The sequence below is a fragment of the Rhizobacter sp. genome (assembly GCF_046595475.1).
Lineage (GTDB): Bacteria > Pseudomonadota > Gammaproteobacteria > Burkholderiales > Burkholderiaceae_C > Rhizobacter.
The window spans coordinates 80,249-101,007 of the sequence record NZ_JBKJOQ010000059.1 but is presented as its reverse complement, the minus strand read 5'-3'; the positions used below and the strand labels follow the sequence as shown (position 1 = coordinate 101,007).

General features: G+C 65.4%; 22 protein-coding genes and 2 tRNA genes. 8 read left to right on the top strand and 16 right to left on the bottom strand.

Annotation, left to right across the window (positions count from 1 at the left end; translation table 11 throughout):
* Nucleotides 1–29: 29 nt before the first annotated feature.
* Both AC30QB_RS11090 and AC30QB_RS11085 read left to right on the top strand, forming a co-directional pair.
* Nucleotides 30–1,055, top strand: a complete 1,026-nt coding sequence (locus AC30QB_RS11090; RefSeq protein ID WP_489546273.1) for a hypothetical protein — start codon at nucleotides 30–32, stop codon at nucleotides 1,053–1,055.
* Nucleotides 1,052–1,447 (top strand): hypothetical protein, encoded by a 396-nt coding sequence (locus AC30QB_RS11085; protein ID WP_489546272.1) that lies wholly within the window; start codon nucleotides 1,052–1,054, stop codon nucleotides 1,445–1,447. The genes AC30QB_RS11090 and AC30QB_RS11085 overlap by 4 nt, the downstream gene beginning before the upstream one ends.
* Nucleotides 1,448–1,646: 199 nt before the next feature.
* Here the strand turns inward: AC30QB_RS11085 and AC30QB_RS11080 are convergent.
* Both AC30QB_RS11080 and AC30QB_RS11075 read right to left on the bottom strand, forming a co-directional pair.
* Nucleotides 1,647–1,736 (bottom strand) — tRNA-Ser (locus AC30QB_RS11080).
* Nucleotides 1,737–1,756: 20 nt separating this feature from the next.
* Nucleotides 1,757–2,578 carry a symmetrical bis(5'-nucleosyl)-tetraphosphatase gene (locus tag AC30QB_RS11075; protein ID WP_489546271.1) on the bottom strand — a complete coding sequence of 274 codons (822 nt, stop codon included), beginning with the start codon at nucleotides 2,576–2,578 and terminating at the stop codon, nucleotides 1,757–1,759.
* A 93-nt stretch (nucleotides 2,579–2,671) separates the two neighbouring features.
* Here AC30QB_RS11075 and AC30QB_RS11070 point away from each other — a divergent pair, with 93 nt between their 5' ends.
* Together AC30QB_RS11070 and AC30QB_RS11065 are read left to right on the top strand one after the other, a co-directional pair.
* On the top strand, nucleotides 2,672–3,973 hold the full coding sequence (locus AC30QB_RS11070; protein ID WP_489546270.1) for a hemolysin family protein: 1,302 nt from the start codon (nucleotides 2,672–2,674) through the stop codon (nucleotides 3,971–3,973).
* A gap of 64 nt (nucleotides 3,974–4,037) precedes the next feature.
* Nucleotides 4,038–5,714, top strand: coding sequence for a GGDEF domain-containing protein (locus AC30QB_RS11065; protein WP_489546269.1), 1,677 nt, complete (start codon nucleotides 4,038–4,040; stop codon nucleotides 5,712–5,714).
* A 21-nt stretch (nucleotides 5,715–5,735) separates the two neighbouring features.
* Here AC30QB_RS11065 and AC30QB_RS11060 read toward each other — a convergent pair whose 3' ends face one another.
* A complete protein-coding gene (locus AC30QB_RS11060; RefSeq protein ID WP_489546268.1) occupies nucleotides 5,736–6,092 on the bottom strand; it encodes a hypothetical protein in 357 nt (118 codons plus the stop codon).
* A gap of 410 nt (nucleotides 6,093–6,502) precedes the next feature.
* On the opposite strand from AC30QB_RS11060, the gene AC30QB_RS11055 reads away from it, so the two are divergent.
* From AC30QB_RS11055 to AC30QB_RS11045, 3 genes are all read left to right on the top strand, one after another.
* Nucleotides 6,503–6,940 (top strand): DUF2147 domain-containing protein, encoded by a 438-nt coding sequence (locus AC30QB_RS11055; RefSeq protein WP_489546267.1) that lies wholly within the window; start codon nucleotides 6,503–6,505, stop codon nucleotides 6,938–6,940.
* 71 nt (nucleotides 6,941–7,011) lie between these two features.
* Nucleotides 7,012–8,139, top strand: coding sequence for an ABC transporter substrate-binding protein (locus AC30QB_RS11050; RefSeq protein WP_489546266.1), 1,128 nt, complete (start codon nucleotides 7,012–7,014; stop codon nucleotides 8,137–8,139).
* Nucleotides 8,140–8,285: 146 nt separating this feature from the next.
* A complete protein-coding gene (locus AC30QB_RS11045; RefSeq protein WP_489546265.1) occupies nucleotides 8,286–8,696 on the top strand; it encodes a hypothetical protein in 411 nt (136 codons plus the stop codon).
* A gap of 18 nt (nucleotides 8,697–8,714) precedes the next feature.
* Here AC30QB_RS11045 and AC30QB_RS11040 read toward each other — a convergent pair whose 3' ends face one another.
* The 11 genes from AC30QB_RS11040 to AC30QB_RS10990 all read right to left on the bottom strand — a co-directional run bounded on the left by AC30QB_RS11040 (nucleotide 8,715) and on the right by AC30QB_RS10990 (nucleotide 19,313).
* The gene (locus tag AC30QB_RS11040) at nucleotides 8,715–10,436 is read right to left on the bottom strand and encodes a DUF4382 domain-containing protein (RefSeq protein ID WP_489546264.1); all 1,722 of its coding nucleotides are present in this window, start codon (nucleotides 10,434–10,436) and stop codon (nucleotides 8,715–8,717) included.
* Nucleotides 10,437–10,589: 153 nt separating this feature from the next.
* Entirely contained in the window at nucleotides 10,590–11,153 is a 564-nt protein-coding gene (locus tag AC30QB_RS11035; protein WP_489546263.1) for a DUF2059 domain-containing protein, read from the bottom strand.
* A 6-nt stretch (nucleotides 11,154–11,159) separates the two neighbouring features.
* Entirely contained in the window at nucleotides 11,160–12,791 is a 1,632-nt protein-coding gene (locus AC30QB_RS11030) for an OmpP1/FadL family transporter (protein ID WP_489546262.1), read from the bottom strand.
* A gap of 10 nt (nucleotides 12,792–12,801) precedes the next feature.
* Complete coding sequence (locus AC30QB_RS11025; protein ID WP_489546261.1) at nucleotides 12,802–13,851, bottom strand: transporter; 1,050 nt, start codon at nucleotides 13,849–13,851, stop codon at nucleotides 12,802–12,804.
* Nucleotides 13,848–14,612, bottom strand: coding sequence for a C39 family peptidase (locus AC30QB_RS11020; RefSeq protein ID WP_489546260.1), 765 nt, complete (start codon nucleotides 14,610–14,612; stop codon nucleotides 13,848–13,850). The genes AC30QB_RS11025 and AC30QB_RS11020 overlap by 4 nt, the downstream gene beginning before the upstream one ends.
* 18 nt (nucleotides 14,613–14,630) lie before the next feature.
* The gene (locus AC30QB_RS11015) at nucleotides 14,631–15,095 is read right to left on the bottom strand and encodes a hypothetical protein (protein WP_489546259.1); all 465 of its coding nucleotides are present in this window, start codon (nucleotides 15,093–15,095) and stop codon (nucleotides 14,631–14,633) included.
* 1 nt (nucleotide 15,096) lies between these two features.
* A complete protein-coding gene (locus tag AC30QB_RS11010) occupies nucleotides 15,097–16,017 on the bottom strand; it encodes a hypothetical protein (protein WP_489546258.1) in 921 nt (306 codons plus the stop codon).
* Between the two features lie 2 nt (nucleotides 16,018–16,019).
* A complete protein-coding gene (locus tag AC30QB_RS11005; protein ID WP_489546257.1) occupies nucleotides 16,020–16,823 on the bottom strand; it encodes a hypothetical protein in 804 nt (267 codons plus the stop codon).
* 157 nt (nucleotides 16,824–16,980) lie between these two features.
* Nucleotides 16,981–17,514 carry a DUF6160 family protein gene (locus tag AC30QB_RS11000; protein ID WP_489546256.1) on the bottom strand — a complete coding sequence of 178 codons (534 nt, stop codon included), beginning with the start codon at nucleotides 17,512–17,514 and terminating at the stop codon, nucleotides 16,981–16,983.
* 326 nt (nucleotides 17,515–17,840) lie between these two features.
* The gene (locus AC30QB_RS10995) at nucleotides 17,841–18,299 is read right to left on the bottom strand and encodes a hypothetical protein (RefSeq protein ID WP_489546255.1); all 459 of its coding nucleotides are present in this window, start codon (nucleotides 18,297–18,299) and stop codon (nucleotides 17,841–17,843) included.
* 24 nt (nucleotides 18,300–18,323) lie between these two features.
* Nucleotides 18,324–19,313, bottom strand: a complete 990-nt coding sequence (locus tag AC30QB_RS10990; RefSeq protein ID WP_489546254.1) for an AraC family transcriptional regulator — start codon at nucleotides 19,311–19,313, stop codon at nucleotides 18,324–18,326.
* A gap of 530 nt (nucleotides 19,314–19,843) precedes the next feature.
* Here AC30QB_RS10990 and AC30QB_RS10985 point away from each other — a divergent pair.
* Nucleotides 19,844–20,092 carry a hypothetical protein gene (locus AC30QB_RS10985; protein WP_489546253.1) on the top strand — a complete coding sequence of 83 codons (249 nt, stop codon included), beginning with the start codon at nucleotides 19,844–19,846 and terminating at the stop codon, nucleotides 20,090–20,092.
* Between the two features lie 3 nt (nucleotides 20,093–20,095).
* On the opposite strand, the gene AC30QB_RS10980 is transcribed toward AC30QB_RS10985, so the two are convergent.
* Nucleotides 20,096–20,479, bottom strand: coding sequence for a VanZ family protein (locus AC30QB_RS10980; protein WP_489546252.1), 384 nt, complete (start codon nucleotides 20,477–20,479; stop codon nucleotides 20,096–20,098).
* A gap of 172 nt (nucleotides 20,480–20,651) precedes the next feature.
* Nucleotides 20,652–20,727: transfer RNA gene (locus tag AC30QB_RS10975), tRNA-Thr, on the bottom strand.
* Nucleotides 20,728–20,759 lie beyond the last annotated feature (32 nt).

Sequence of the window (20,759 nt, the reverse complement as noted above, 5' to 3'; positions counted from 1 at the left end):
ACAGATTGCATGGACGCCATGCATCGGGCATGGCAGTCGATTCGCAATGGGAGGTTCGAGTGCGCCGAATTCTTGTTTTGATCCTGGCGGTGGGCGGCCCGATCGGCATCGCCTGGTATGGCGTGACAGGCGACACGGGACTGGTCGGCTGGCTCAACAGCTGGCAGGCCACCAACACCGGGTCCTACTCGCGCCTCTTGAGCACCGGCATCCTGTTCGCGGGCGTCTTCCTGGTTGTCATCCCCTGCCTCTTCCTGTGGGCGTTCATCGCGGAGAAGCAGCGGGCACGGGCTGGCTTCGTCCAGGCGCCAAGCGCGCCAATACCCATCGCTCCGGCCCCGGTCGCCAGCCGCGAGTGGGGCTGGCGCGACAGCCTGACTCTCTGGCTGTCGGGCCTGCTGCTGATCCTCGCCTGCGAGTACGCATTTTTCACCTGGGACTGGCGCCACCGTCTCGCCGACACCGTCAGCGACTACATCGCATTGCCGCTCGGCCGCGATGCCGCTGTGGCGCACTGGGGCGATGGCAGCCGCCTGTCGCTGCAGGGCCGCCTGCTGTGGGACCACGGCGTCTCACAGAAGAGGAAGGTCGGCGTCTCCGAAACCATGATGGTGTTCGTGCCCGTGGCGGGCGCCGACTGGCGCCCGGGCGATACCGTAGCGTTCGTGGCCCAGCTCGGTCGGAGCCGGGCACACACACTGCAGCATCTGGTGGGTGGCCCGAAGCCGTATTTGCGTGTACGAGTTGCCGGCACGGTTCCCACGGTCGTGCGGTCCTTCCTCGAACGTGACGGCGCGCAGCTGGCTGAAGGCGCCATGCTGGTCGACGTGGCCGACTCGCAGGAGACTTCGGCGGGTGCGGCACCGCCGACGTTCGACTGGGAAGACGCCAACCTGGCTGCCCTCGTGATTTCAGCGTGCTGGACGATCCCGGGTTTCGCCCTGATTTTCAATCTTTGGCGTGCGGCCCGGCAACGGCGACTGCGTGGTGCGAACCCTCCGGGCCCTCGCGAAGGAGTGCCTCCCGCTGCCACTCGGACCAGGAGCAAGGAATGACCGAGATCACCCTGAGTGGGCACACGCGCGTCGGGTTCAGCTCCCAGCAGGGGGGCAAGGCGGGCATCACCATCTCGAAGGACATGCTGGTGATTCGTTGCCTGGGAACGTACGAGTTCCGACCGGATCAGGTGGTGGCTTTCGAACCCGACGGGCCGGCCTGGATGAGCCGGGGCTTTCGCATCCAGCACAACCGGGCCGACACGCCCGGCGGCGTTTACTTCTCGTGCAGCGGTGGCAGAGAGGCCATCGTCGCGGCGCTGACCCAGGTCGGCTTCGTGCGCTGCGGTGAACCGTTCACAGGCATGCGCCGCCCCGGCCCCATGCGGCTGGTGTTCATCGCCATGGCCATCGCGTCTGCGGTGATGTTGTTGCTCGGACACCCGAGGTGATCGGCCCGCCTTGCGAAGCACCTTCGCGAGGCGGTGCCGGCCATCGTGCTCGGCTGGGAGGCGATCGAGGCGCCGGTGACCCCGCACGCATCACCTGCATGAAGGCTGATCTGTCGCAAGCCAGTGTGAATTCGGAGGAAGGTTCAAACGCAGGTGGAAATTGAAAACGGGCCGCAAGGGCCCGTATTTCCTACTTGTCTGGCGGAAGCGGTGAGATTCGAACTCACGGATGGGTTCCCCCATCGCTGGTTTTCAAGACCAGTGCCTTAAACCGCTCGGCCACGCTTCCTGAAGAAGCCGCGATTGTAGTCAATCGGGTCGCTGGGCTTGCTCGCAGGGCACCTGAATCACTTCGCGCTGTGCGCCATCGACGCGCGCGGCGGTCAATTGGCCGCCCCACACGCAGCCGGTGTCCAACGACAACAGATTTGGCCTGTCGACCAAGCCCAGCGTGGACCAGTGCCCGAAGGCCGTGGGCACCCCCGTGGTCTGCCGGCCGGGAGCGTCGAACCAGGGGTAAAGGCCGGGCGGTGCATCGCTGACGCCGTCCTTGGTCTTCATGTCGAGCGTGCCGTCGGCGGTGCAAAAGCGAATGCGCGTGAGCACGTTGACCGCAAAGCGCAAGCGCGCTTCGCCTTGCAGCCCCGGCTCCCAGCGGGCGGGCTCGTTGCCGTACATCACGCGCAGGAAGCTCGCGATGTCGGGGCTGCGCAGGCGCTGCTCCACCTCGCCCGCGAGCGCCAGTGTCGTGGCCAGGTCCCATTGGGGCGCCACGCCCGCGTGCACCATCAGCCAACCCTGCTCGTGTACGGCCATGCGGCGGTGGCGCAGCCACTCGATCAGCGTGTCGCGGTCGGGTGCCTGCAGCAGGTCGACGAGCGTGTCATGGCGGCCCGCCGGGCGCACGCCGTAGGCCACCGCCAGCAGGTGCAGGTCGTGGTTGCCCAGCAGGCAAGTGGTGGCGTTGCCCAAGGCGCTCAGGCGCCGCACCGTGGCCAGTGAAGCAGGCCCCCGGTTCACCAGGTCGCCGAGAAAGTAGGCGTGGTCGCGTGAGGGGGAGAACGCAATGCGTGCCAAGAGCCGCTCCAGCGCGTCGCAGCAGCCTTGCAGGTCGCCAATCAAGTAGTTCATGACGTCATTCTGCGGCCTGTCACTGCACCGCAGAACGACTCTGCTACGCTTGCCCGCTTCTTCGTACAGTGCGTTCCGGGCGGGCCCCGGTTCATGGAAACAGCTCTTCTTGCCTTCCTGATACTGCTCAACGGGTTGTTCGCCATGTCAGAGATGGCGCTCACCGCCAGCCGCCGGGCGCGGCTGCAGGTGATGGTGGAGACCGGAGACTCCAGCGCGCAGGTCGCAATGGATCTGCACGAGAACCCGACCAAGTTTCTCTCCACGGTGCAGATCGGCATCACCTCGATCGGCGTGCTCAATGGCATCGTCGGCGAAGCGGCTTTTTCCGAGCCGTTGGGGGCGTGGCTGGTCAGCAGCTTTGGTGTCACGCCCAAGATGGCTGGCATCTCAGCGACCGCGCTGGTGGTGATGTGCATCACCTTCGTGACCATCATCTTCGGCGAGTTGGTGCCCAAGCGGGTCGGCCAGATGTATCCCGAAACCGTGGCACGCCTGGTGGCGCACCCCATGGAGTGGCTCTCGTTGGCGGTGCGGCCTTTCGTGAAGCTGCTGTCGTGGTGCACTGAGGCCACGCTGCGCCTGATGGGGATTCACGGTGGCCCCAGCCGCTCGGTGACGGAAGAAGAAATTGCTGCCAGCCTCGAAGAGGGCTTGGACGCCGGCGTGATCGAGGCGCAAGAGCACCAGATGGTGCGCAACGTGTTCCGCCTCGATGACCGCTCGGTGGGCTCGATGATGATCCCGCGCACTGACATCGTCTGGCTCGACGCCGTGGCGCCGCTGGAAACCGTGCTCGCAGCCATTGCAGGGCAAGAGCATTCGCGCTACCCGGTGTGCCGCGGCGGGCTCAACGACGTGCTGGGCGTGGTGTCGGCACAGACGCTGCTGCAGCAGCAGCTGCAGGGCCAGCCACTGTCGCTCACCGAAAAGCTGCAACCGCCGGTGTTCGTGCCCGAAACGCTCTCGGGCATGGAGCTGCTGGACCAGTTTCGGGCGTCGAGTGCGCAGCTGGTTTTTGTTGTCGATGAATACGGCGAGGTGCAGGGCGTGATCACCGTGCGCGACGTGATGGAAACGATCACAGGCGAGTTCACTACGCCAGCCGCCGAAGATGCCTGGGCCATCCAACGTGCCGACGGCAGCTGGCTCTTTGATGGGTTGATTCCGGTGCCGGAGCTGAAAGACCGCCTGAGCCTGAAAGACCTGCCCGAAGAAGACCGCGGCCGCTACAACACACTGGCCGGCATGGTGATGCTGCTGCTGGGCCGCCTGCCCCAGACCACCGATTCGGTGGAGTGGGAAAGCTGGCGCTTTGAGGTGGTCGACCTCGACGGCAAGCGTGTCGACAAGGTACTCGCCACAGCCTTGCAACCCAGCGACTTGCCCGCTTGATCTCAAGCCCCGCAGTGCGACCTTGATGAACCCGCCCGGCACGCAAGCATCCCACGCGCCACATGTGGCGGCAGCCCCTGCCTCGCTGATCGCCCTGCTGCAGCAGGCCCAGCAGGCATCCGAGCGGGACGAGCATGCCCGCGGCATCGAGCTCGCCTTGCGAGCCGAGGCTCTGGCGCGAGACGCCCAAGACAGCGCGAGCCTTTCGAAAGCGCTGCGCCTGCTGGTGACGCTCAATTGCCGCGAAGGCCTGGCTGAGCAGGCCATTGCTGCCGGGCAGGCCGTGCTGCCCACCCTGCGTGAGACGGGTGACGACGCGGCGCGTGCCGAAGTGCTGTGCAACATGGCGATGGCGCTGCTCGACCTCGGTCTGAATGCCGAGGCGCTAGACCACGTCAGCGAAAGCGTGGAAGCTGCACGCGCCTGCGGTGATGCAGGCCTGCTGTGCCTGGCCTACAACCGCGTGGGCCTGACCAAGGGGCATTTGGGGCGCTTCGAAGAGGGCGAGCGATTTCTAGCCGAGTCGCTTGCCATGGCGCGCGAGCTGCAAAGCGAAGAAGAGATCTACCGCGCGCTCACCAACCTGGGAGTGGTGGCCTCCGATGCCTTCGACGCCCTTGAATCGCGTGGTGACCTCGTGGGCGCCCAGGCCGCCATGGAGCGCGCGCGCCGCCATGGTGAAGAAGCGCTCAACGTGGCGCGCCGGTCGGGCAACGCCTATCGCGAGGCGCTGACGCTGTCGAATCTGGGCCGCTACCTTGGCGTGAGCGGGCAAGAGAAGGCGGCCTACACGCTGCTCGACCATTCGCGCGCGCTCGCCGTGCAGCATGGCCACCGCGCGCTGGTGCTGGCCTCTGATGGCAGCCGCGCCGAGCTGCTGGTGCGAGGCAAGCGCTATGACGAAGCCGTGCCCTTGCTGAATGAAGCGCTGGCCGGCGCCCAAGAGCTCTATGCCAACGCCATGGTGCGTGACATGCACCTGCAGCTCTACCTGGCGCACAAGGCGCGTGGCGACCTGGGCGAGGCGCTCGCACACCACGAGGCGTACCACGCCCTCACCAAAGAGCAGCTGGAACAGCGCTGTGATGCTCAATCGCGCCTGATGATGAACCGGCTGGAGCTCGACCAAGCCCTCTTCGGCGCCGAGCGCTCACGCATGCAGGCTGAGCTGCAGCGGGTGCGCGCCGAGCAGATGGCTGCCGAAGCCGAGCGCCTGCAGGCGCAGGCTCGCGAGCTGGGCCGCTATGTGCTGGCCGACCCGCTCACCGGCCTGGGCAACCGCCGCCAGGTGGAGCGCGAGCTGCCGCGCCTCATGTCACACAGCACGCGCACCGGTGTCCCTTTGGCTGTGGCGGTGCTCGACCTCGATCACTTCAAACAGGTGAACGACCGCTTCGGGCATGCCGTGGGTGATGCAGTGCTGATGGCCACGGCCGACCTGTTCCGTGCGCGTGTGCGCGGCGGCGATCTGATCGCACGCACGGGCGGCGAAGAGTTTCTGATCGTCTTTGCTTCGTCAACGCTCGAGTGGGCCGGTGAGGCCTGCGAGCGGCTGCGCGCGGCCATCGAAGGCCACGGCTGGGACGAGGTGGCCGCAGGCTTGAGCGTCACCATCAGCATCGGGCTGTGCCTGGGTCACGCGCGGCTCGATGCCGCTCAGCTGCTGGAGCAGGCCGACAACGCGCTTTACCGGGCCAAAAAAGAAGGGCGCAACCGCGTCGCGGTCGCGCCCTTGGCGTGAAGCTGAACTGCCGAGCGTCGCTCAGGGCATCAGGCCGCCCATGAGGCGGGCCACCACGGCCTCGACGGCGCCACGTGACGGCGCCGGGCCGTAACCAGCGGCAGTGGCCGTGCCCAGCGCTTCGGCCAGCACGGCGTCAAAGGTCGAGTAGCCCATGCCGATGAGTTCGGCTTCAGCCAGAGACGGGTAGGCGGCTGCCGATTCGTTGGTGGCGGCCGCTGGTGCCATGGAGTGCACGAACGGCATGGTGGTGTCGGCCTTGGCGAGGACGAGCGGAGCTGCAATCGATTCGCCGGCCATGGTCGCGGTGCAGGCGCTCAGCGCGACAAGAGAGAAGGCGATGGCCCGGAGGGCTTTTGAAGACGTGTGGCTGTGCATGTCGGTTCCTTCTGAGGTTGAGGTCTTTTACTGGCGAATCGGCGAATAAGAAAGGCTGTTCGCGGCATCGGTAACAAAGAGTAGGCTGCGCGCGGCTTGGAATGAAGGAACAAGTGCACGCCTAACGCCTGGTTGCGAGTTAGGTTCCGCTGTTGAAGCGTGCCTTTGCCAACAAATGCGCGACTTGGGCGAACGCGCGCAAGGTGTAGCGCTGCCATGAGGTGCAAACCCGTAGCGGGCAAGACAAGCAATTGGCTTGGCCAGTCAGTGCGCAGATGCGGGCTCGCTCATATCGTGCGCTGCCGCGCGATGCGCGGAGCGCCGGCACACGCCCCTGTCGAGACAAGAGGCCTGGTTCCAGCCTACCGGCTCGACTGCGTGTGCCTTGACAACCACAAGAGGAGATTGAGATGAAGCGTTTCATTGCTGCGGTGACCCTGGCTCTTGGCGCGTGTGCCGCCTGGGCGCAAGCCAGCCCCGTTGGCGTGTGGAAGACGATCGACGACGACGGCAAGACTGAGAAGTCGATCGTGCGTGTGACAGAGACCGGCGGGCGTTTGACCGGGCGCATCGAGTCCTTGTTCGACGCGTCGAAGAGGGAATCGGTCTGCGACCAGTGCGGTGACGACCGCAAGAACCAGCGCTTGGTGGGCCTGATCATCCTGAGCAACGTCAGCAAGCAGCCTGACGAAGAGGTGTGGTCGGGTGGCGAAATCCTCGACCCCAACAACGGCAAGACCTACCGGGTTCGCCTGAAGCCCCTGGACGGCGGCCGCAAGCTCGAGGTGCGCGGCTACATCGGCACGCCGCTCTTGGGTCGCACCCAGACGTGGGTGCGCGCGGAATAAGCCTTCCGCATGCCTTGTGGTAACGGCGGGGCGCGCAGCTCCCGCCGTTGAACGCTTTGAGGAAATGAGACATGACAACCGGATTGAACCGCCGCCAGGTGCTGAGCACTGCCGTGGCCGCCCTCGGCGTTGGCGCCGCGCACACAACGCAGGCCAAGGAAGGGCCCATCCTCATCGGGCAGAGTGCACCGCTCACCGGCCCCTTGGCGGCTGCCTTTGCCGGTGTGCTGGCCGGCGAAAAGTTGGCGATTGAGCAGGTCAACCGCAAGGGTGGGGTCAACGGCCGCAAGGTCGAGCTGATTCTGCTGGACGACGCCTATGACACGCGCCGCACGGTGGAGAACGTGGGCTTGCTGATCGAGCGCGACAAGGTGGTTGCACTCACCGGCCTGGGCAGCACTGCGGGCGTGGGTGCCAGCCTGCCAATGCTGTTGGAGAAAAAGGTACCGCTGGTGGGCGTGTACACCGGCGCACCCAACCTGCGCATGAAGCACCACCCTTACTTCTTCACCACGCAGGCGAGCTTCAAAGACGAGATCGCCTACTCGGTGCGCAACCTGGTGACACTGGCGCGCACGCGCATCGCCGTGGTCTACCAGAACAACGACTTCGGCAAATTCATGCTGCCAGTGGCCGAGCAGGCCATCAAGGAGCAGGGCGCAACCCTGGTCGGCTCGGCCGCCCTGGGTCTGGATGGCGCAGATGCCGCGGCGGCGGCGCAAACCATTGCCACCGTGCGGCCGCAGGCGGTGCTGATGATCGCCGTGGGCCCGTCGGTGGTGGGCTACGTCAAGGCCAACCGCGCCTTCGTCAACGCGCCGCTGTACACCATCTCCACCGCGGTGGGCGCGCTGCCGGTGCTGGGGGAAGACGCCCGTGGCCTGGCCATGACGCAGGTCTGCCCCTACCCGTGGCGCCAAACCACTGCAACAGCGCGCGAGTTCGGGCAGGAGTGCAGCCGCACCGGCCAGAAAGTGGCGTACGACACCTATGGCGGCTACTTGCTGGCGCATTTCCTGATGGAGGCCCTGGACCGTTGCGGCAGGAACGTCACTTCCGAGAACCTGGTGCGCACCATCGAGAGCCGCCAGGGCTGGGACTACGGCGGCGTGAACCTCGCCTTCAGCCCCAGCAACCACCACGGCACCAACTTCGTCGAGACGACGATCATCGGCCCGCGCCTGAGCTTCATGCGCTGAAACATCGCGGGTGGTGCAAGACGCCGTGAACAAGCGCGCATCGGCGCGCTCAAGTCGCCGTCGCACCGGTCGATACATCCGGCAAGAGGCCGACGCCTGGCGCGAAATGCGTTCTGGTGTTGATCGGCCTCGCGCTGGAGAGACCGATGAAAAACACCCGCGTTCTTGTGCGGAGCCTGGCCGCGCCCTTGCTCGCCTTGATCACCGTGGCCAGCCAGGCGATGGAAAGCCCCGGGCGCCTGCTGGCTGACAGCGAACTGTCGGCCGTGCACGCCGCCGGCCTGAGCGACCCGCTGCTGCGCAACATTCTGCTGGGCAGTGCCGACACCGCGCCCGCTGCTTCACCTTGGATGGACTGGGCTCACTTCGATCGCCAGCAAGCCCTGGCGCAATACAAGTTCGCCGCCGTGACCACGCTCGGTTCGGTGGGCCTGGTGCAAAGCGCATCGGCGGCCACCGTCTCCCTGCCGCTGGACACGCTCTTTCTGCCTATGCTGGCCTTGCCGTTTCCATTTTTGATGGTGCCGCCGCCCAAAAAGGCCGAACCCGGGCATTGAGCCCCATGCTTCCTCGGCCTATGGCAGCGTGATGGCCACGCTGGCCGAGCTGGTGTTGCGCAGGTCAAGCGGCGCTGGCACGCGCACCCACTGCAGGCTCTGCGCGGGTGTGGCGCGTTGCCAGGCGCGCACTTCCACGGTGTAGACCGCCGTGCCGCCGAGCGCGGCGGCAATCGCGCCTGCGGGCAACGGCAGCGAGACCTGCGCACCGCTCTGGCCGATGAGCGCCGAGATGTCTTGCGTGCTCACGATGCCTGCCACGTCGGTCACCAGCACTTGCGCTGCGTCGAAACGCTGCGTTGAGCCGCCGCTCACGCTGAGCGTTAGCGTTGCGAGACCCAGGGTGTTTTTGCGTTGTGGGCTGGCCGCAGCCACGCTGAAATTGCTGCCACCCGTAGCCAACACGCTGCTGGGCGCACCTGGGTCGTCGTAGCGCGTCCCGTGGGCGCGCAGCGTGTAGCGGTCTGGTCCTTCTTGCGGTGTCACGTCGCTGAAGCTGAGCACCGCGTCGGCCGAATAGGTCGCCACGCGCAGCGGGCCGCTGGGCAATGCCACGGGCTGCGCGAGCAAGCCAGTGAAGGGGTCGGTGTTGGCAATCACCACTTCGTAGGGCAGCTCACCCGTCCCCGCTAGCGTCTGGCCGAACACCAGCTGAGCGCTGTGCGGCGACAGCGCGCTTGAGAGGCTGGCCTGAGCATCGCCTTGCGCACTCAGCACGGGGAGCATCGGAATGGGATGGGCGGGGTCGCCCGGGTTGGCGCCGAGCTGCGTGGGCGCCGTGGCCAGCAGGTCGGCGGTGCTTGCCGGCACATGGCGCACCACCATGGTCTGCATGTTGCGCCCGCGGATCACCACGTCGAACTGGCCGGTGGGCGACGCCGGCAGTGGGTACAGCGCAAAGAGGGCATAGCTCGCGCCCACGGTCACGGGTGTGGAACGCACGCTCACGTTGGCGCTGCCATCGCTGGCTGGCAGCTGGGCGGTGATCACGATGTTGTCTATGCAGCCGTTGCGTGTGCCGGCGCTGCACAGCAGCGATTTGTCGATCAAGCCGACGATGGCGCCCGTGCGGGCCAGGTCAAAGGCCCGCAGGTCGGGGCGCAGGGTGTAGCGGTCCACCCCATCGTCGGCGGTGAAATGAACCAGGCTGTGTTCCAGATCCCACTGCAGCGTGATGCTGCTGAGCGTGCTGGCGATCGCCGTGATCGGGTCGCCCACACCTGCGTCCACGCCCAAACCCACGCGCAGGCCCAGGCTGGTGCCGGGCATTTCTAGCGGCAGCTGGTGCACGGTGCCTGCGCTGTCGGTGCTGCTGACTTGCGCGTTGTAGAGCAGGCTCAGGTTTTTGGCCGACGCGGCCAGTGTGTCGTCGTGTGCCAGCACGAACAGCCGCAGCTGCGTGTAGGTGGCAGGCGCCAGGGCTTTGCCGCTGAAGAGCGAGGCGATGACGCCGTTGGTCAGCGAGGCGATGTCGATCGTGAGCGGCTGCGCCAGCGGCATCACCTGCCAGCTGGTGTCGGTGGGCGACCAGGCGCGGTCAGCGTCGGTGTGCAGGGCAACCGCGCTGACCGTTACCCACACATGGTCGACCCCAGGGTGCGCGCTGCCGGCTAGGCTGAGCGACAAGGCCGCCGCGCCCGAGGGCGTGGCCGAGACGCCGCCCGTGGTGGCGCCGCCGCAGGCCGTGAGCAGGGCTGCCAGCAGCAGTGCCAGCAGGCGCTGGGTCAGCAAGGGGTGCATCGTTGTCATAGGGTCAGGTCACAAGGCTGGTCGTCTAAGCCCAACAGCCCCCCATCTCCGTTCGGGCTGAGGTATCGAAGCCCGGCGCTGGCCTTCGATACCTCAGGCCGAACGGAGCTGAACGAACCGTATGGGGTCACGTCATGGGTTACGTCAAGGAGTCATAGAAGCCGCGCGAAGCTTCAAGCCCACCGCTTTGGTCATCTCTTGCAGCTTGGGGTCGATCGCGGCGTGGGCATCGGCTGCGACCTTCTCGCCGAAGGCACGCTCAAATTGCGGCACCAACTGCTCGAACTTCTTCTTCACCGGTGATTCGAGCAAAGCGATCAGCTGGCGCAGCTCTTCTTCATTGAAGTTCTGCATCAGCAGCGGGGTGAGCGTGGGAGCCTTCACGCGCTTGGCGTTTTCTTTCACGATGGGCGTCGCTTCGTCGATGTATTTCTGCAGGTCGGTGGCGATGTCTTTCAGCGTGGCCTCTTGCTTGGCCGCGCCCACGCGCCCTTGCAAAGCGATGCGTGCCTGCTGCATGGCGTCAAGCGCGGGCCGCTGCACCATGACCACAGCGGTGTCTTCGATGTGCCACAGCGTGAGCACGCGCTGCACCAGCTTTTGCTTTTCGTCGGTGGCGGCCTGTTGCGCCAAGGCCGCGTTGCCCCAGGCGAGCAGCGTGAAGGCCAGGGTGGCGTGAACCATGGTGCGTGTGATCAGAGTTTTCATGGCAGATCAGAATGGCTTGGACAGGGTGATGCCGTAGTAGCGGATGCGGATGCCACCGCTCACGTCGAGGCCGGCATAGGGGTTGTAAACGGCGTTGAAGAAGTTGCTGCAATTCAAGTTGCAGCTGCCCTCGGCAGGGATGTTGAACTTGCCGCTGGCGTAGCTTGCGCCCAGGTCGATTTGCAGGCCGTCGTGGGTTCGAATGCCGACCCCGAGGCTCTTGATGGTGACGTCGGGTAGCGGGGCGATGAGGTCCAGCACCGAGTTTGTCACCGAGGCCTTGCGCGGCTCGTAGCCGGCGCGCAGCATGAGCGAATCGGTCACGCGCACTTGCAGGCCCACACCGTAGTGGATGGTGCTCTTGTAGCCGCGCGGAATGACGAGTCGGGATGAATCGGTCTGGCCGAAAATGCGCGCCATCTCCAGCAGGGCCACCGGCTGGTCGAACTGGAAGGTGAGCTTGTCCCAGTCTTTCCAGTGCGTCCAGTTGGCGTCGAAGTTGATCTGCACGCGCTCGAAGGGCTTGAACTTGATGCCCACCTGAATGTGCTCGGGCAGCGGCATGATCAGCGTGGCGTTGCCGCTTTGAATGGGCGGGATTGAGGTCGGGAAGCCGAAGGTCGAGGCCACCACTGGCCCGAGCAGGCTGCTGTACATGCCATGCACGAAGCTGCGGAACATCTCTTCCGACTGAAAGCTGTAGCGCCCGGTGAGTACGGTCTTGGAGCCCGACTGGTACACGGCACCCATGCCAAACCAACTCTTGGGCTCCCACAGCACACCGAGGTTGAGCGTCGGGTCGGCGGGCGAGGTCATCTCGAATTCCATGCTGCCGGCTTTTTCGAACGGGCGCAGGTGGCCGGCCTTGTTGCCACCGTCGCACAGGCCGAAGGCGAACGCGTCGAGTGGGTTGCTGTTGTCGCCGCACCAGGCGTCTTGCAGCTTGCCGATGACGCCCAGCAGCTTGTTGGGGAAGCGCATGTCGGTGTTGAGCGCAAAGCCTTGGTGCGCGATGGGCACTGCAATGCCCAGGCTCAAGGTGTCCGAAGCCTTGTAGCCGATCGAGGGCGAAAGGTAGACCAGGCGCTGGATCACGACACGGCGCCCGTCGTAGCGGCCGGGGTCGTTCGGGTCGCGGCTGCGGTCAAAGCCCACGGCTTGCGGCAGATAGGTGGCGGTGGCGAAGGTCCAGGGCGAGCCTTCTTCGTGGTAAGCAAAGCCCAAGCCGGCGGCAAGCCCGAAGGGCAGGCGCGCCTTGGGCGGGCCGACGATGGGCAGGTAGATGGCCTGGCGCACCGGGCCGGTCGAGGTGTTGGCCAGCGGGTCGTCTTTAAAGCCTCCGATGTCGAAGCCAGCGGGCTGCGTGAAGTGGGCGTAAGGCTTGGTCGACGCGCCGAAGATGGTGTCTTGCCGCGTGTTGCCCTTGATGTGCGTCAGGCCGGCCGGGTTGAAGTGGATGGCGTCGAGGCCGGGCGGGTCGGCCGTCACAGCGTTGCCGAGCGACATGGCGACCGGGCTCGTGCCGATGGTTTCGATGAAGGCGGCGCGTGCCGGCAGTGCCGCCACGACCGAGGCGGCCGCGGCGCAGGCCGCCAGGGCCCTGCGGCCCGCGCGCGGGCTAGGCGCTTTCGAGATCACGGCGCTGCGCTCAGAAATGCAGCGGCATGTTCATGCCGAGGGTGAAGTCGGGGCTGTCGTTGCTCAGGCCTATGCCCACGGTGAAGTTGATCGTGGTGAGAGGCGAGACCCGCACGCCCAGACCCAGGTTGAGCATGGCCGAGGTCTGCGGGGCGGTCTTGACGTCAGAGTCCACGCCATTGCTGTCGCGCAGGAAGAGCCGGCTGCGTGCGGAGACCGACTCCTGGAACGCCACCGTGGTCGAGATGTTGTACGACATGGCGTAGGCCATGCCGAAGCCGAAGCCGATGCTGTCACCGGGGTGCACTTCGGTCAGGGTTTTGCCGGCACGCGTTTGGCTCAGGCCTTTGGCGCTCTTGCCGAGCGTGAGGTTGAGCGAGCCGAACAGCGCGACGGGGTCGACCACCTGCGACACGTTCATGCCCACCGTGGCCGAGGTGTAGCCGGCGCCGGTGGCCAGGCCCTGGCCGTCGATGGTCTTGAAGGGGCTGCGGCCGGTGGGCAGGCGCAGCCCGCCGGTGACGGTGAACGTGGGCAGATCGCGCCTGAGCGAGAAGGGCTGGAAGCGCGCGCCGATTGAGATGTCGCCAAACGCGCTGGACAAGCCGGTGAAGGCCTCGGACTGCGAATACTTGCTCACGAAGGGCAGCGTCACGTTCGCAGTGAAGTTGTCTTTCACACCGTAGTCGGTCGACACGGTGTTGGTGACGGTGTGCGAGCGCGTGTTCTGGATGTCGAACAGCGTGAGCAGCGAGTCGGTAAACGCGGCCTGGATCTGCTGCTGGCCGATGTACGAGTAGGTGAGGTCGTAGGTGACGGCGTATTTGCCCGTCTTGAGCAGTGAGTACTGCTTGTCGGAGGCGGTGAGCGTTTCTTTCAGCAGCTTGGCCTGGTCGAAGTCGCCTTCTTTCTTGGCGAGGGCGCCGCGTGCGGCGTCGGCTGTGGCGGGGGCCGAGGCAGGCGTGGCCGGCGCGGCTGGCGTGTCTGGTGCGGGAGCGGTGGTCTGGGCGGTGACCGCGCTGCAGAGCAGCAGGAGGGGGATGAAGAGGGCTGCTTTCATTTTCGCAAGTTGAAGGTGCCGAGCCCCGATTGCACTGCGCTGCGCAGGGCTTCGGTCCGGTCGAGTTGGGGGAAGATGGCTTCAGTGCGAACCAGGTCGCCGTCGATCACACCCAGCTCGCGGTCGGTCAGCGCAAGCTTGCTGAGGGTGACGGGGTTGTTCTTGGCCGGGTACAGCACGAACAGGGTGTTGCGGTCCCACAGCTTGGCGAACTCTTCCGCCGGGAAGGTGATGTGGCCCATGGACGGATCGGCCAGGTACACGCGCCCGTCGCGCAGGCCGCGGAACACGACGAAGTGCTTGAAGCCGGCGTACTCGATCGGCACGATGCCGGGCTCCTTCAGCGTGGCCAGGTCGGACATCTCGGCGCGAAAGCCCGCTGAGCTGATCTCCAGCGTGGCGAGGTAGCGCTTCATGTCGAGCAGCGAGAAGCCGCGCCGCGTCACGATGTTCTCGCGCTCACCGTGGGCCAGCATGCCTTCCATGGCCTGCTCCTCGGAGACTTGAACGCCGAGGTAGCTTTTCATCACGGTCACCAGCGCGGCCGAGCCGCAGCTGTAGTCGTAGGCTTGGCGAACGATGTTCTGGTACTTGAATTCCGAGTACGGAACGATGGCCACGGTGTCGGGCGCGGGGCCGCCGCCCACGCGTGCCATCGGCAGCTCGAACTTGTCTTTGGGTTGCGGTTGAGGCGGTGTTTGCGAGCTGATGCCCGCACCGCTGATCAACACGGCGGCCACGCCGAGCAGGATCATCCACATGCTGTGCCTTAGTCGGCGCTATTGCGCCCAGATCAAGAGGTGGCCGGTCATCGTGCCCGTGCCGTTGAGAAGCACCTGGCCGTAGCTGCCGCTCGGTGCAATCGCGGCGCTGGGGTCGGTCTGCGCGCCCAGGGCGCGAAACCCGAACTGCTTGAAGCCAACGAAGCTGGGCAGCCCCAGGTCGATGTAATCGCCGCCGCCGTCGCTGCGGGTGTGGATGTTGAGCGTGAGGCCGATCAGGTCGAGCACACCGCCGAGGTTTTGCACCACGGCATAGGTGGTCGTTCCGTTGACCTTGAAGCCGGCGGTGAGGCTGCTGTTCAAGACGCCGCTTGCGATCAGCGCCGAATTCAGTTCCAGGTGTATGGCCAGGCCGATGCCGTCTTGACCGCAGACGCCAGACAGTTCTTCGTCGCTCAAGGCCACCGGGTTGGCGCAGGCCAGCATCGGTACCAGCAGCAACAGGGGGAAAAAGGCACGCACGTTAGAACCCCGCCCTGAGCTTCACGTCTAGGTACTGGATCTGCATCGTGCCAACGCGGCTCGAGCCCAGATCGAGCATGCCGCCGGGCAGGGTGCTGCTCTTGAACGTGATGTTGTCGATCAGCAGGCCGCCGATGGCTGCGCTGTTGCCGTTGGTGGGCCAGTCGATGCCGATGTGCAGGTTCGAGTTGCCACTGGCATCGGTCACGGCGTTGACGATGCCCGGCTGGGTGGTGGCATCGGCAATCGCCCACGGCGAGCCCAGCAGCACGCCGCTGCTGGAGGCCGCGCCGAGGTGTATGCCCGACAAGCGCCATTGCTCGCTCACAGTGGCCGGGTCGGGGTTGCTGGTGTCGTCACGGCCGCGCGGGCGCAGCATCAGGTTGGCAATGTCGATGCGCAGGGCGGCGCCGAAGGCAATGCCTTCCACGTCAGCGGCCGCGGGGGTGGTCAGCGTCAGGCTGCCGCCGCGGGTGACCAGGTCTTGCACCACCAGCGCACCGCCATGAAAGCTCATGCCATCGGCGTTGACGCCCCAGTCGGCAGCGAACTGCCACTTGAGCAAGCCGTTGGCGTTCTCTGGTTCGCTCAGGCGGATCACATCGGCGAGGCCGTTGCCGCGCGCCAGCACTTGCAGGCGGTAGGGGTCGCTGAAGGTGGTGGCCAGGTCGTCGCTGCGCGACAGCGCGAAGTCTGAGAGCCACAGCGAATTGCCTGCCGGGCCGGGCATGGTGTAGGTCAACGTGATCGGGCCCGAGAGCGAGAAGCCGCGCAGGTTGAAGGCCAGGCCGTCGGCACCGCTCACGGCCGACAGCTCGGCGTCGTTCAGCGGCTGCAGGCCGCCGGCGTGGCAGGCGGCGCTGGCCAGCAAGGTGAGCGCGCACAGGGCATGCGCTGACAAGGAGCGGGTACTGCGCATCATGTTCAGCCGCCGCCGATGGCCAGCTTGGGCAGGTTGGGTGGCACCGGCTGGTTGAGTCCGGTCGCGGAGAGACGATCGCGCCAGTTGAGCCAGAAGCCGGCCAGCGCCGGGTCTGATGCGCCGACAGCGGCGCTGGTGCCGGGGAACTGCACGGCCTGCTTGAGCACCGAGATGAAGAAGTCGCGGCTGGGGCCGCTGGCGTCTCCGGCGGTAAGCGTGCTGATTTGTGCCAGCGTGAAGGGGCAGGCGCTGGCGCCGCAGCTCCCGCCGTCCCAGCGCTTGCCGCCCAGCGTGTCGCTGCGCGAATCGAGCGTGCCAAGCGCGCCACCGTTGATCAGCAAGGAGCCGCTCACGGCGTTGAGCTGCACGCCGAGATCGCCCTTGATGCTGCCGAAGCCCAGGCGCATGCCCACCACTTCGCGTGTGGCTGCGTCGCTGTTGTTCTTGTAGACGAATTCGAAGTAGGGGTCGGTGATGCTCACCGTGCGCTGTGCGTCGGTGCCATCGCTGCGCCCGAAGCGAAACAGGCCGAGGTCAATGTCGGCGCCGGTCGCGTTCCGCGCGGCGTAGCTGTATTCGCCCAGCCGCACGTTGCTCAAGTTGGCGCTGAGCTGGATGTCGGCGCCAAGCGTGATTCGAGAGAAGTCGTAGCCGTTGAGGCTGGTGTTGGTGAGGTCCAGCAGCGCCTGGCCCCACACGTTGGAGAGTTCGCTGTCGGCCAGTGCCACACCCTGGGCGTGCACAGCCGTGCCCGCGCCACACAGAGCGGCGACGAGGCAAACAGCGAATGTGAAACGGACTGGCATGGTGGTGGCCCATAGGGCGGTTCGAAGTTGGGTAAGTGAGTGGCAAGCGATGCAACACACGAGCGCGACACACAAATGCCCCGTGGCGGGAGGGCCACGGGGCCTAACGATGCATCGAGCTAGCGCCCAAAGAGAGAGGGCGCCGTCAACTCATGGCTCAGTGAGCCCACAGCCAGATCTTGGTGCCTTGCAGGTCGATGTTGTTCAAGGCGACGCTGCCGAACGACCGCGTGCTGTGGCCCATGGTGATCGAGGCCACCGAGATGCTCGGGGTCAGGCGGGTGTCGAGGTTGGCAGCGGGGAAAGCGAACTGAACCACGTCGCTGGCGTTGTCGTACACGCCGTTGGTCACCAGTGCGGTGAGGTTCGTGGCGGCTTCAGCAGCCGTCAGGCCGTGGCTGACCATGGCCGCACCCACGCCGCCCGAGAAGGCTGCGGCATTGAGGATGTCCACGGTCATCACGAACATGCCGTTGATGCCGATGTTGTTGAACGACACGGAGCCGCCGGTGGCGTCGGTGTCGGTGTAGCGGAACGAGCCGATGTTGATTTTCAGGTCACCTGCGATCGTCACGCCGTCTTGGCCCGTGACCTCGCTGAGGGCGGAGTCGCTGATGGGGGTCATGGCGGCGGAAGCAGAGAAGCTCAGCACCAGGGCTGCGGCGAGGACGGACAGTTTGATCAGTTTCATGTTTGGATCTCCAGATAGTTGTTGCTGTAAGTTGAAGTAGGACTCGCGCACTTCTTGTACCCCGACCCTCATGGGTTGTGCCCGACCCGGACTGGCGGTGCGGTAGCGTTGCTGGCCCGGTGAAGCGTTCGTCAGAGGCGCAGCGCGATGATCGTTAGTTGGTTCACGAATGGCACTGACCGATCGGGCCAAGCTCATGGCCCGCGGAACCACTCAAACGCGGAGAGGGTTTTCGCCTAGTACCATTCCGCCCCAATTTTTGGAGCGTGGCTCATCACGCGTGGGTGACGCGCGTCTATGCGGCCCGTGGAGAGGCGCAGTCGCCTTCAGTGCAGCAGGTCTGCGAGGCTGACGGAGTCGAGATACGACGCGGGCAAGTTGTTGCCACTGATGCCGTGGGTGAGGCGCGCTTGCGCGTGCATGCGCACGACGGGACAGGCGTCGCTGGCGAGCGAAGCCAGCACCTCGCGGGTGGCCAGCGCATTGAACGCCACACGCAGGCGCACGGCTTCGTCTTTGTCGTGCGCCAGGATCAAGAGCAGTTGCTCAGGGAGTTGGGCCTTGGAGGCCACGACCGTGCGTGCCTGTGTGTTGCCATGGGATGCGAGATGCGCCAGCACTTCCTCAGGCACGGTGCGGTTTGCAGCCACCCAGGCCGACAGATGCGGATAGCGATCCACGAGCTCCCACCACACCGCCGTTGGCGCTTCGGCCCAGGCCAGACGAAACGGGTCGGGAGGCGTGCTGTTGACCATCTCGGCAAACGCTTCGGCGCTTTCGATCATCTCGGTGACTACGCGGTAAGGCTGTTAGCGCATGGTGCTGGGTGAGCGACCAAACCAGCGCTTGCATGCACGATAGAAATTGCTGGGGTCGGCAAAGCCCAGCGCAAAGGTGATTTCGGTGGAGCTGATGGTGCTGTGCTTGAAGTAGCGCTGCGCCAGTTCGCGCCGCACTTCGTCGACCAGCTCGGCGAAGCTCGTGCCTTCTTCGGTAAGCCGACGCTGCAAGGTGCGCTCGCTGATGCACAGCATGGTGGCCACTGTCTGACGGCGCGGCTCGCCCTTGGCGATGATCTTTTGCAGTGCCTGGCGCACGCGGATGCTGACCGAGCCGCCTTGCTGCTCAGCCACTTGCGTGGCGAGGCGGTCGCACAGGTCGGCCACGCGCGGGTCGGCGGTGGGAATCGGCAGCGAGAGGTCGGCGCTCGACAACTCGAGCATGCATTTGCTGCTGCCGAAGTGCACCGGGCAGCCGTAGGCCTCATGCCACGGCGTGGGGTCGGCGGGCGTGGGCGCCGGGTGATAGAAGGCCCGCGGCGTCAGGTGGCGCCCGGTGATCCAGCGCGCGGCTTGCAAGAGCACGGTGGAGTAGAAGTCGTAGCGCTGGCTCGGCACCGGGTTGCGGCCAGGCGCGATTTCAAGGATCAGAAAGCAGCTGCCGCCATCGAGCTTGGCATCGAAGGTGGCGGTCGGCGAGATCAGGTGCGTGAAGCGCACGATGGCTTGCATGGCGCCGCGCAAGTCGGGTGCCGACAGCACCATGTGCGACAGCACGCCCAGTGATTTCAGCGGGTGCGACGGTGCGGTGAGGCCGATCGCCGGGTTGCCCGTTTGCGCGACAGCCAATTCCCACGCGCGGCTGAACGCGTCGGTCAGTTCGGTGACGTCGACCTGGTCGGTACCGCTGAAGTTGAAACCGGCTTTCGCGAGCAAGGCCTCAGCATCCAGGCCGCATGCGGTAAAGACATCCTTCATCGCGATGCACCAACCGACGTCTGACACAAGCATTGGCTTCATGGGTTCTCTCCACTGTCTTGATTTTCGGAACGGCGTGCAAAAAAGAACGCTCGTTCGTATTTCCGTCTGCGAAGATATCGGGCCTCACGGAGGTGCCCAAGTGGTGCGAACCCGTAGGAAGGGCCTCTCCACCCTGAGCAAGGGGCTTGCGCGAGGACTTGGCGTTCAAACGGTGCAGCCGGGTTTTCGCTGCCGAATTCGTCAGCGGTTTTGACACCTTAGCCACAGGGTGACGTGCCGCAATGCAATGGTTGGCGCTCACCTTCTCCAGAACGAGAAGTACGCACGCCCGTCGCATTGCGATGCATTCTGAATGGAGGCTTGCAGGCGAGATTTTCGGCGTGCTTGCACTTGGAAACGGTTTGTTGGATACGCACTACGCAGCGTGTGGGGCCGGGCTGGCAGCCAAGCCATAAGCGTGAAATGAGGCGCAGGTGGGCCGTTGTTGCTGCTCAAGGTGCGGTCGATTGAGACGAAGAATAGCGGACCGACTGCTCACGGAGCCTTGCATGCCCTCTGCCTCTTCCGCCATGGATTCTTCGACTCTGCGCGAGCACTTGATGGCGCCCGAACCGATGCCGCGCTTCACCGCGCTGCATGCGCTGGAAGGAATTGAGCTGGAGCACGGCGCCAGCCCCTCGCGGGTGGCGTTGGCGCAGGCCGCGGCTCGCTTCGTTGAGCGCGGCATTCCGTTTTATTCGGCGCAAGACCCGCACTACCGTGCCTGGGTCAGTAAGGCCGTCTCGTTCTGGGAGCGCTTGCAGCGCCGCGACCAGTGAGTTTCAGGCGGGCGCTGCTTGCGCCCGCCGCGCCAGTTTTGTCGTCAGCAGCGCCACAGTGGCGCCAACCGCCATGCCAACGGCATCGGCCACTACATCGAGCAGGTCGCAGCTGCGGCCGGGCACGAAGTACTGCACCACCTCGATCAGCCCGCCCAGGGCCAGCAGCCCGAGCAGCACTGCCAGCACGGTGCGCCAAGATCCAGGAAAGGCGAAGCAGCCCGCCACAGTCAACGCGGCGAACGCGGTGGCGTGGTTCAGCTTGTCCCAGCCCAGGTCGACGCCTTTGGGCGGGCTGGGCGTGAGGGTGAGGTAACACACCACGCAGACCAGCACGAACAAGATCAGCTGCCAGGGCCGCCGGGCTTGAATGATGTTGACCAGCATGCGAGCGAGAGGGCTTGTTGTCGACAAAGTTGAGCTCATTGAAATACCTTCGTGCTTCGCACTTCGGTATTCGCCCTTGGGGCGGCCCAGCGTGCTCATGCAATCTCGTTCAGATACCAAAAAGCCAACGAGCCGCAGAGCGGCGTCGCTGGCTTCGGGGTGTCGATTTGTGTGGTGCCGGTGAAAGGAGTCGAACCCTCGACCTTCGCATTACGAATGCGCTGCTCTACCAACTGAGCTACACCGGCAGGTGAAGCGCGAGATTATAGCGGGGCCGTTT

Coding starts and splice junctions, on each gene's coding strand:
- AC30QB_RS11090 (WP_489546273.1), top strand. CDS start 30: ATGGCAGTCGATTCGCAATGGGAGGTTCGAGTGCGCCGAATTCTTGTT.
- AC30QB_RS10995 (WP_489546255.1), bottom strand. CDS start 18,299: ATGATCGAAAGCGCCGAAGCGTTTGCCGAGATGGTCAACAGCACGCCT.
- AC30QB_RS10985 (WP_489546253.1), top strand. CDS start 19,844: ATGGATTCTTCGACTCTGCGCGAGCACTTGATGGCGCCCGAACCGATG.
- AC30QB_RS11050 (WP_489546266.1), top strand. CDS start 7,012: ATGACAACCGGATTGAACCGCCGCCAGGTGCTGAGCACTGCCGTGGCC.
- AC30QB_RS11075 (WP_489546271.1), bottom strand. CDS start 2,578: ATGAACTACTTGATTGGCGACCTGCAAGGCTGCTGCGACGCGCTGGAG.
- AC30QB_RS10980 (WP_489546252.1), bottom strand. CDS start 20,479: ATGCTGGTCAACATCATTCAAGCCCGGCGGCCCTGGCAGCTGATCTTG.
- AC30QB_RS11035 (WP_489546263.1), bottom strand. CDS start 11,153: ATGAAAACTCTGATCACACGCACCATGGTTCACGCCACCCTGGCCTTC.
- AC30QB_RS11085 (WP_489546272.1), top strand. CDS start 1,052: ATGACCGAGATCACCCTGAGTGGGCACACGCGCGTCGGGTTCAGCTCC.
- AC30QB_RS11055 (WP_489546267.1), top strand. CDS start 6,503: ATGAAGCGTTTCATTGCTGCGGTGACCCTGGCTCTTGGCGCGTGTGCC.
- AC30QB_RS11010 (WP_489546258.1), bottom strand. CDS start 16,017: ATGATGCGCAGTACCCGCTCCTTGTCAGCGCATGCCCTGTGCGCGCTC.
- AC30QB_RS11005 (WP_489546257.1), bottom strand. CDS start 16,823: ATGCCAGTCCGTTTCACATTCGCTGTTTGCCTCGTCGCCGCTCTGTGT.
- AC30QB_RS10990 (WP_489546254.1), bottom strand. CDS start 19,313: ATGAAGCCAATGCTTGTGTCAGACGTCGGTTGGTGCATCGCGATGAAG.
- AC30QB_RS11045 (WP_489546265.1), top strand. CDS start 8,286: ATGAAAAACACCCGCGTTCTTGTGCGGAGCCTGGCCGCGCCCTTGCTC.
- AC30QB_RS11000 (WP_489546256.1), bottom strand. CDS start 17,514: ATGAAACTGATCAAACTGTCCGTCCTCGCCGCAGCCCTGGTGCTGAGC.
- AC30QB_RS11060 (WP_489546268.1), bottom strand. CDS start 6,092: ATGCACAGCCACACGTCTTCAAAAGCCCTCCGGGCCATCGCCTTCTCT.
- AC30QB_RS11020 (WP_489546260.1), bottom strand. CDS start 14,612: ATGTGGATGATCCTGCTCGGCGTGGCCGCCGTGTTGATCAGCGGTGCG.
- AC30QB_RS11070 (WP_489546270.1), top strand. CDS start 2,672: ATGGAAACAGCTCTTCTTGCCTTCCTGATACTGCTCAACGGGTTGTTC.
- AC30QB_RS11040 (WP_489546264.1), bottom strand. CDS start 10,436: ATGCACCCCTTGCTGACCCAGCGCCTGCTGGCACTGCTGCTGGCAGCC.
- AC30QB_RS11025 (WP_489546261.1), bottom strand. CDS start 13,851: ATGAAAGCAGCCCTCTTCATCCCCCTCCTGCTGCTCTGCAGCGCGGTC.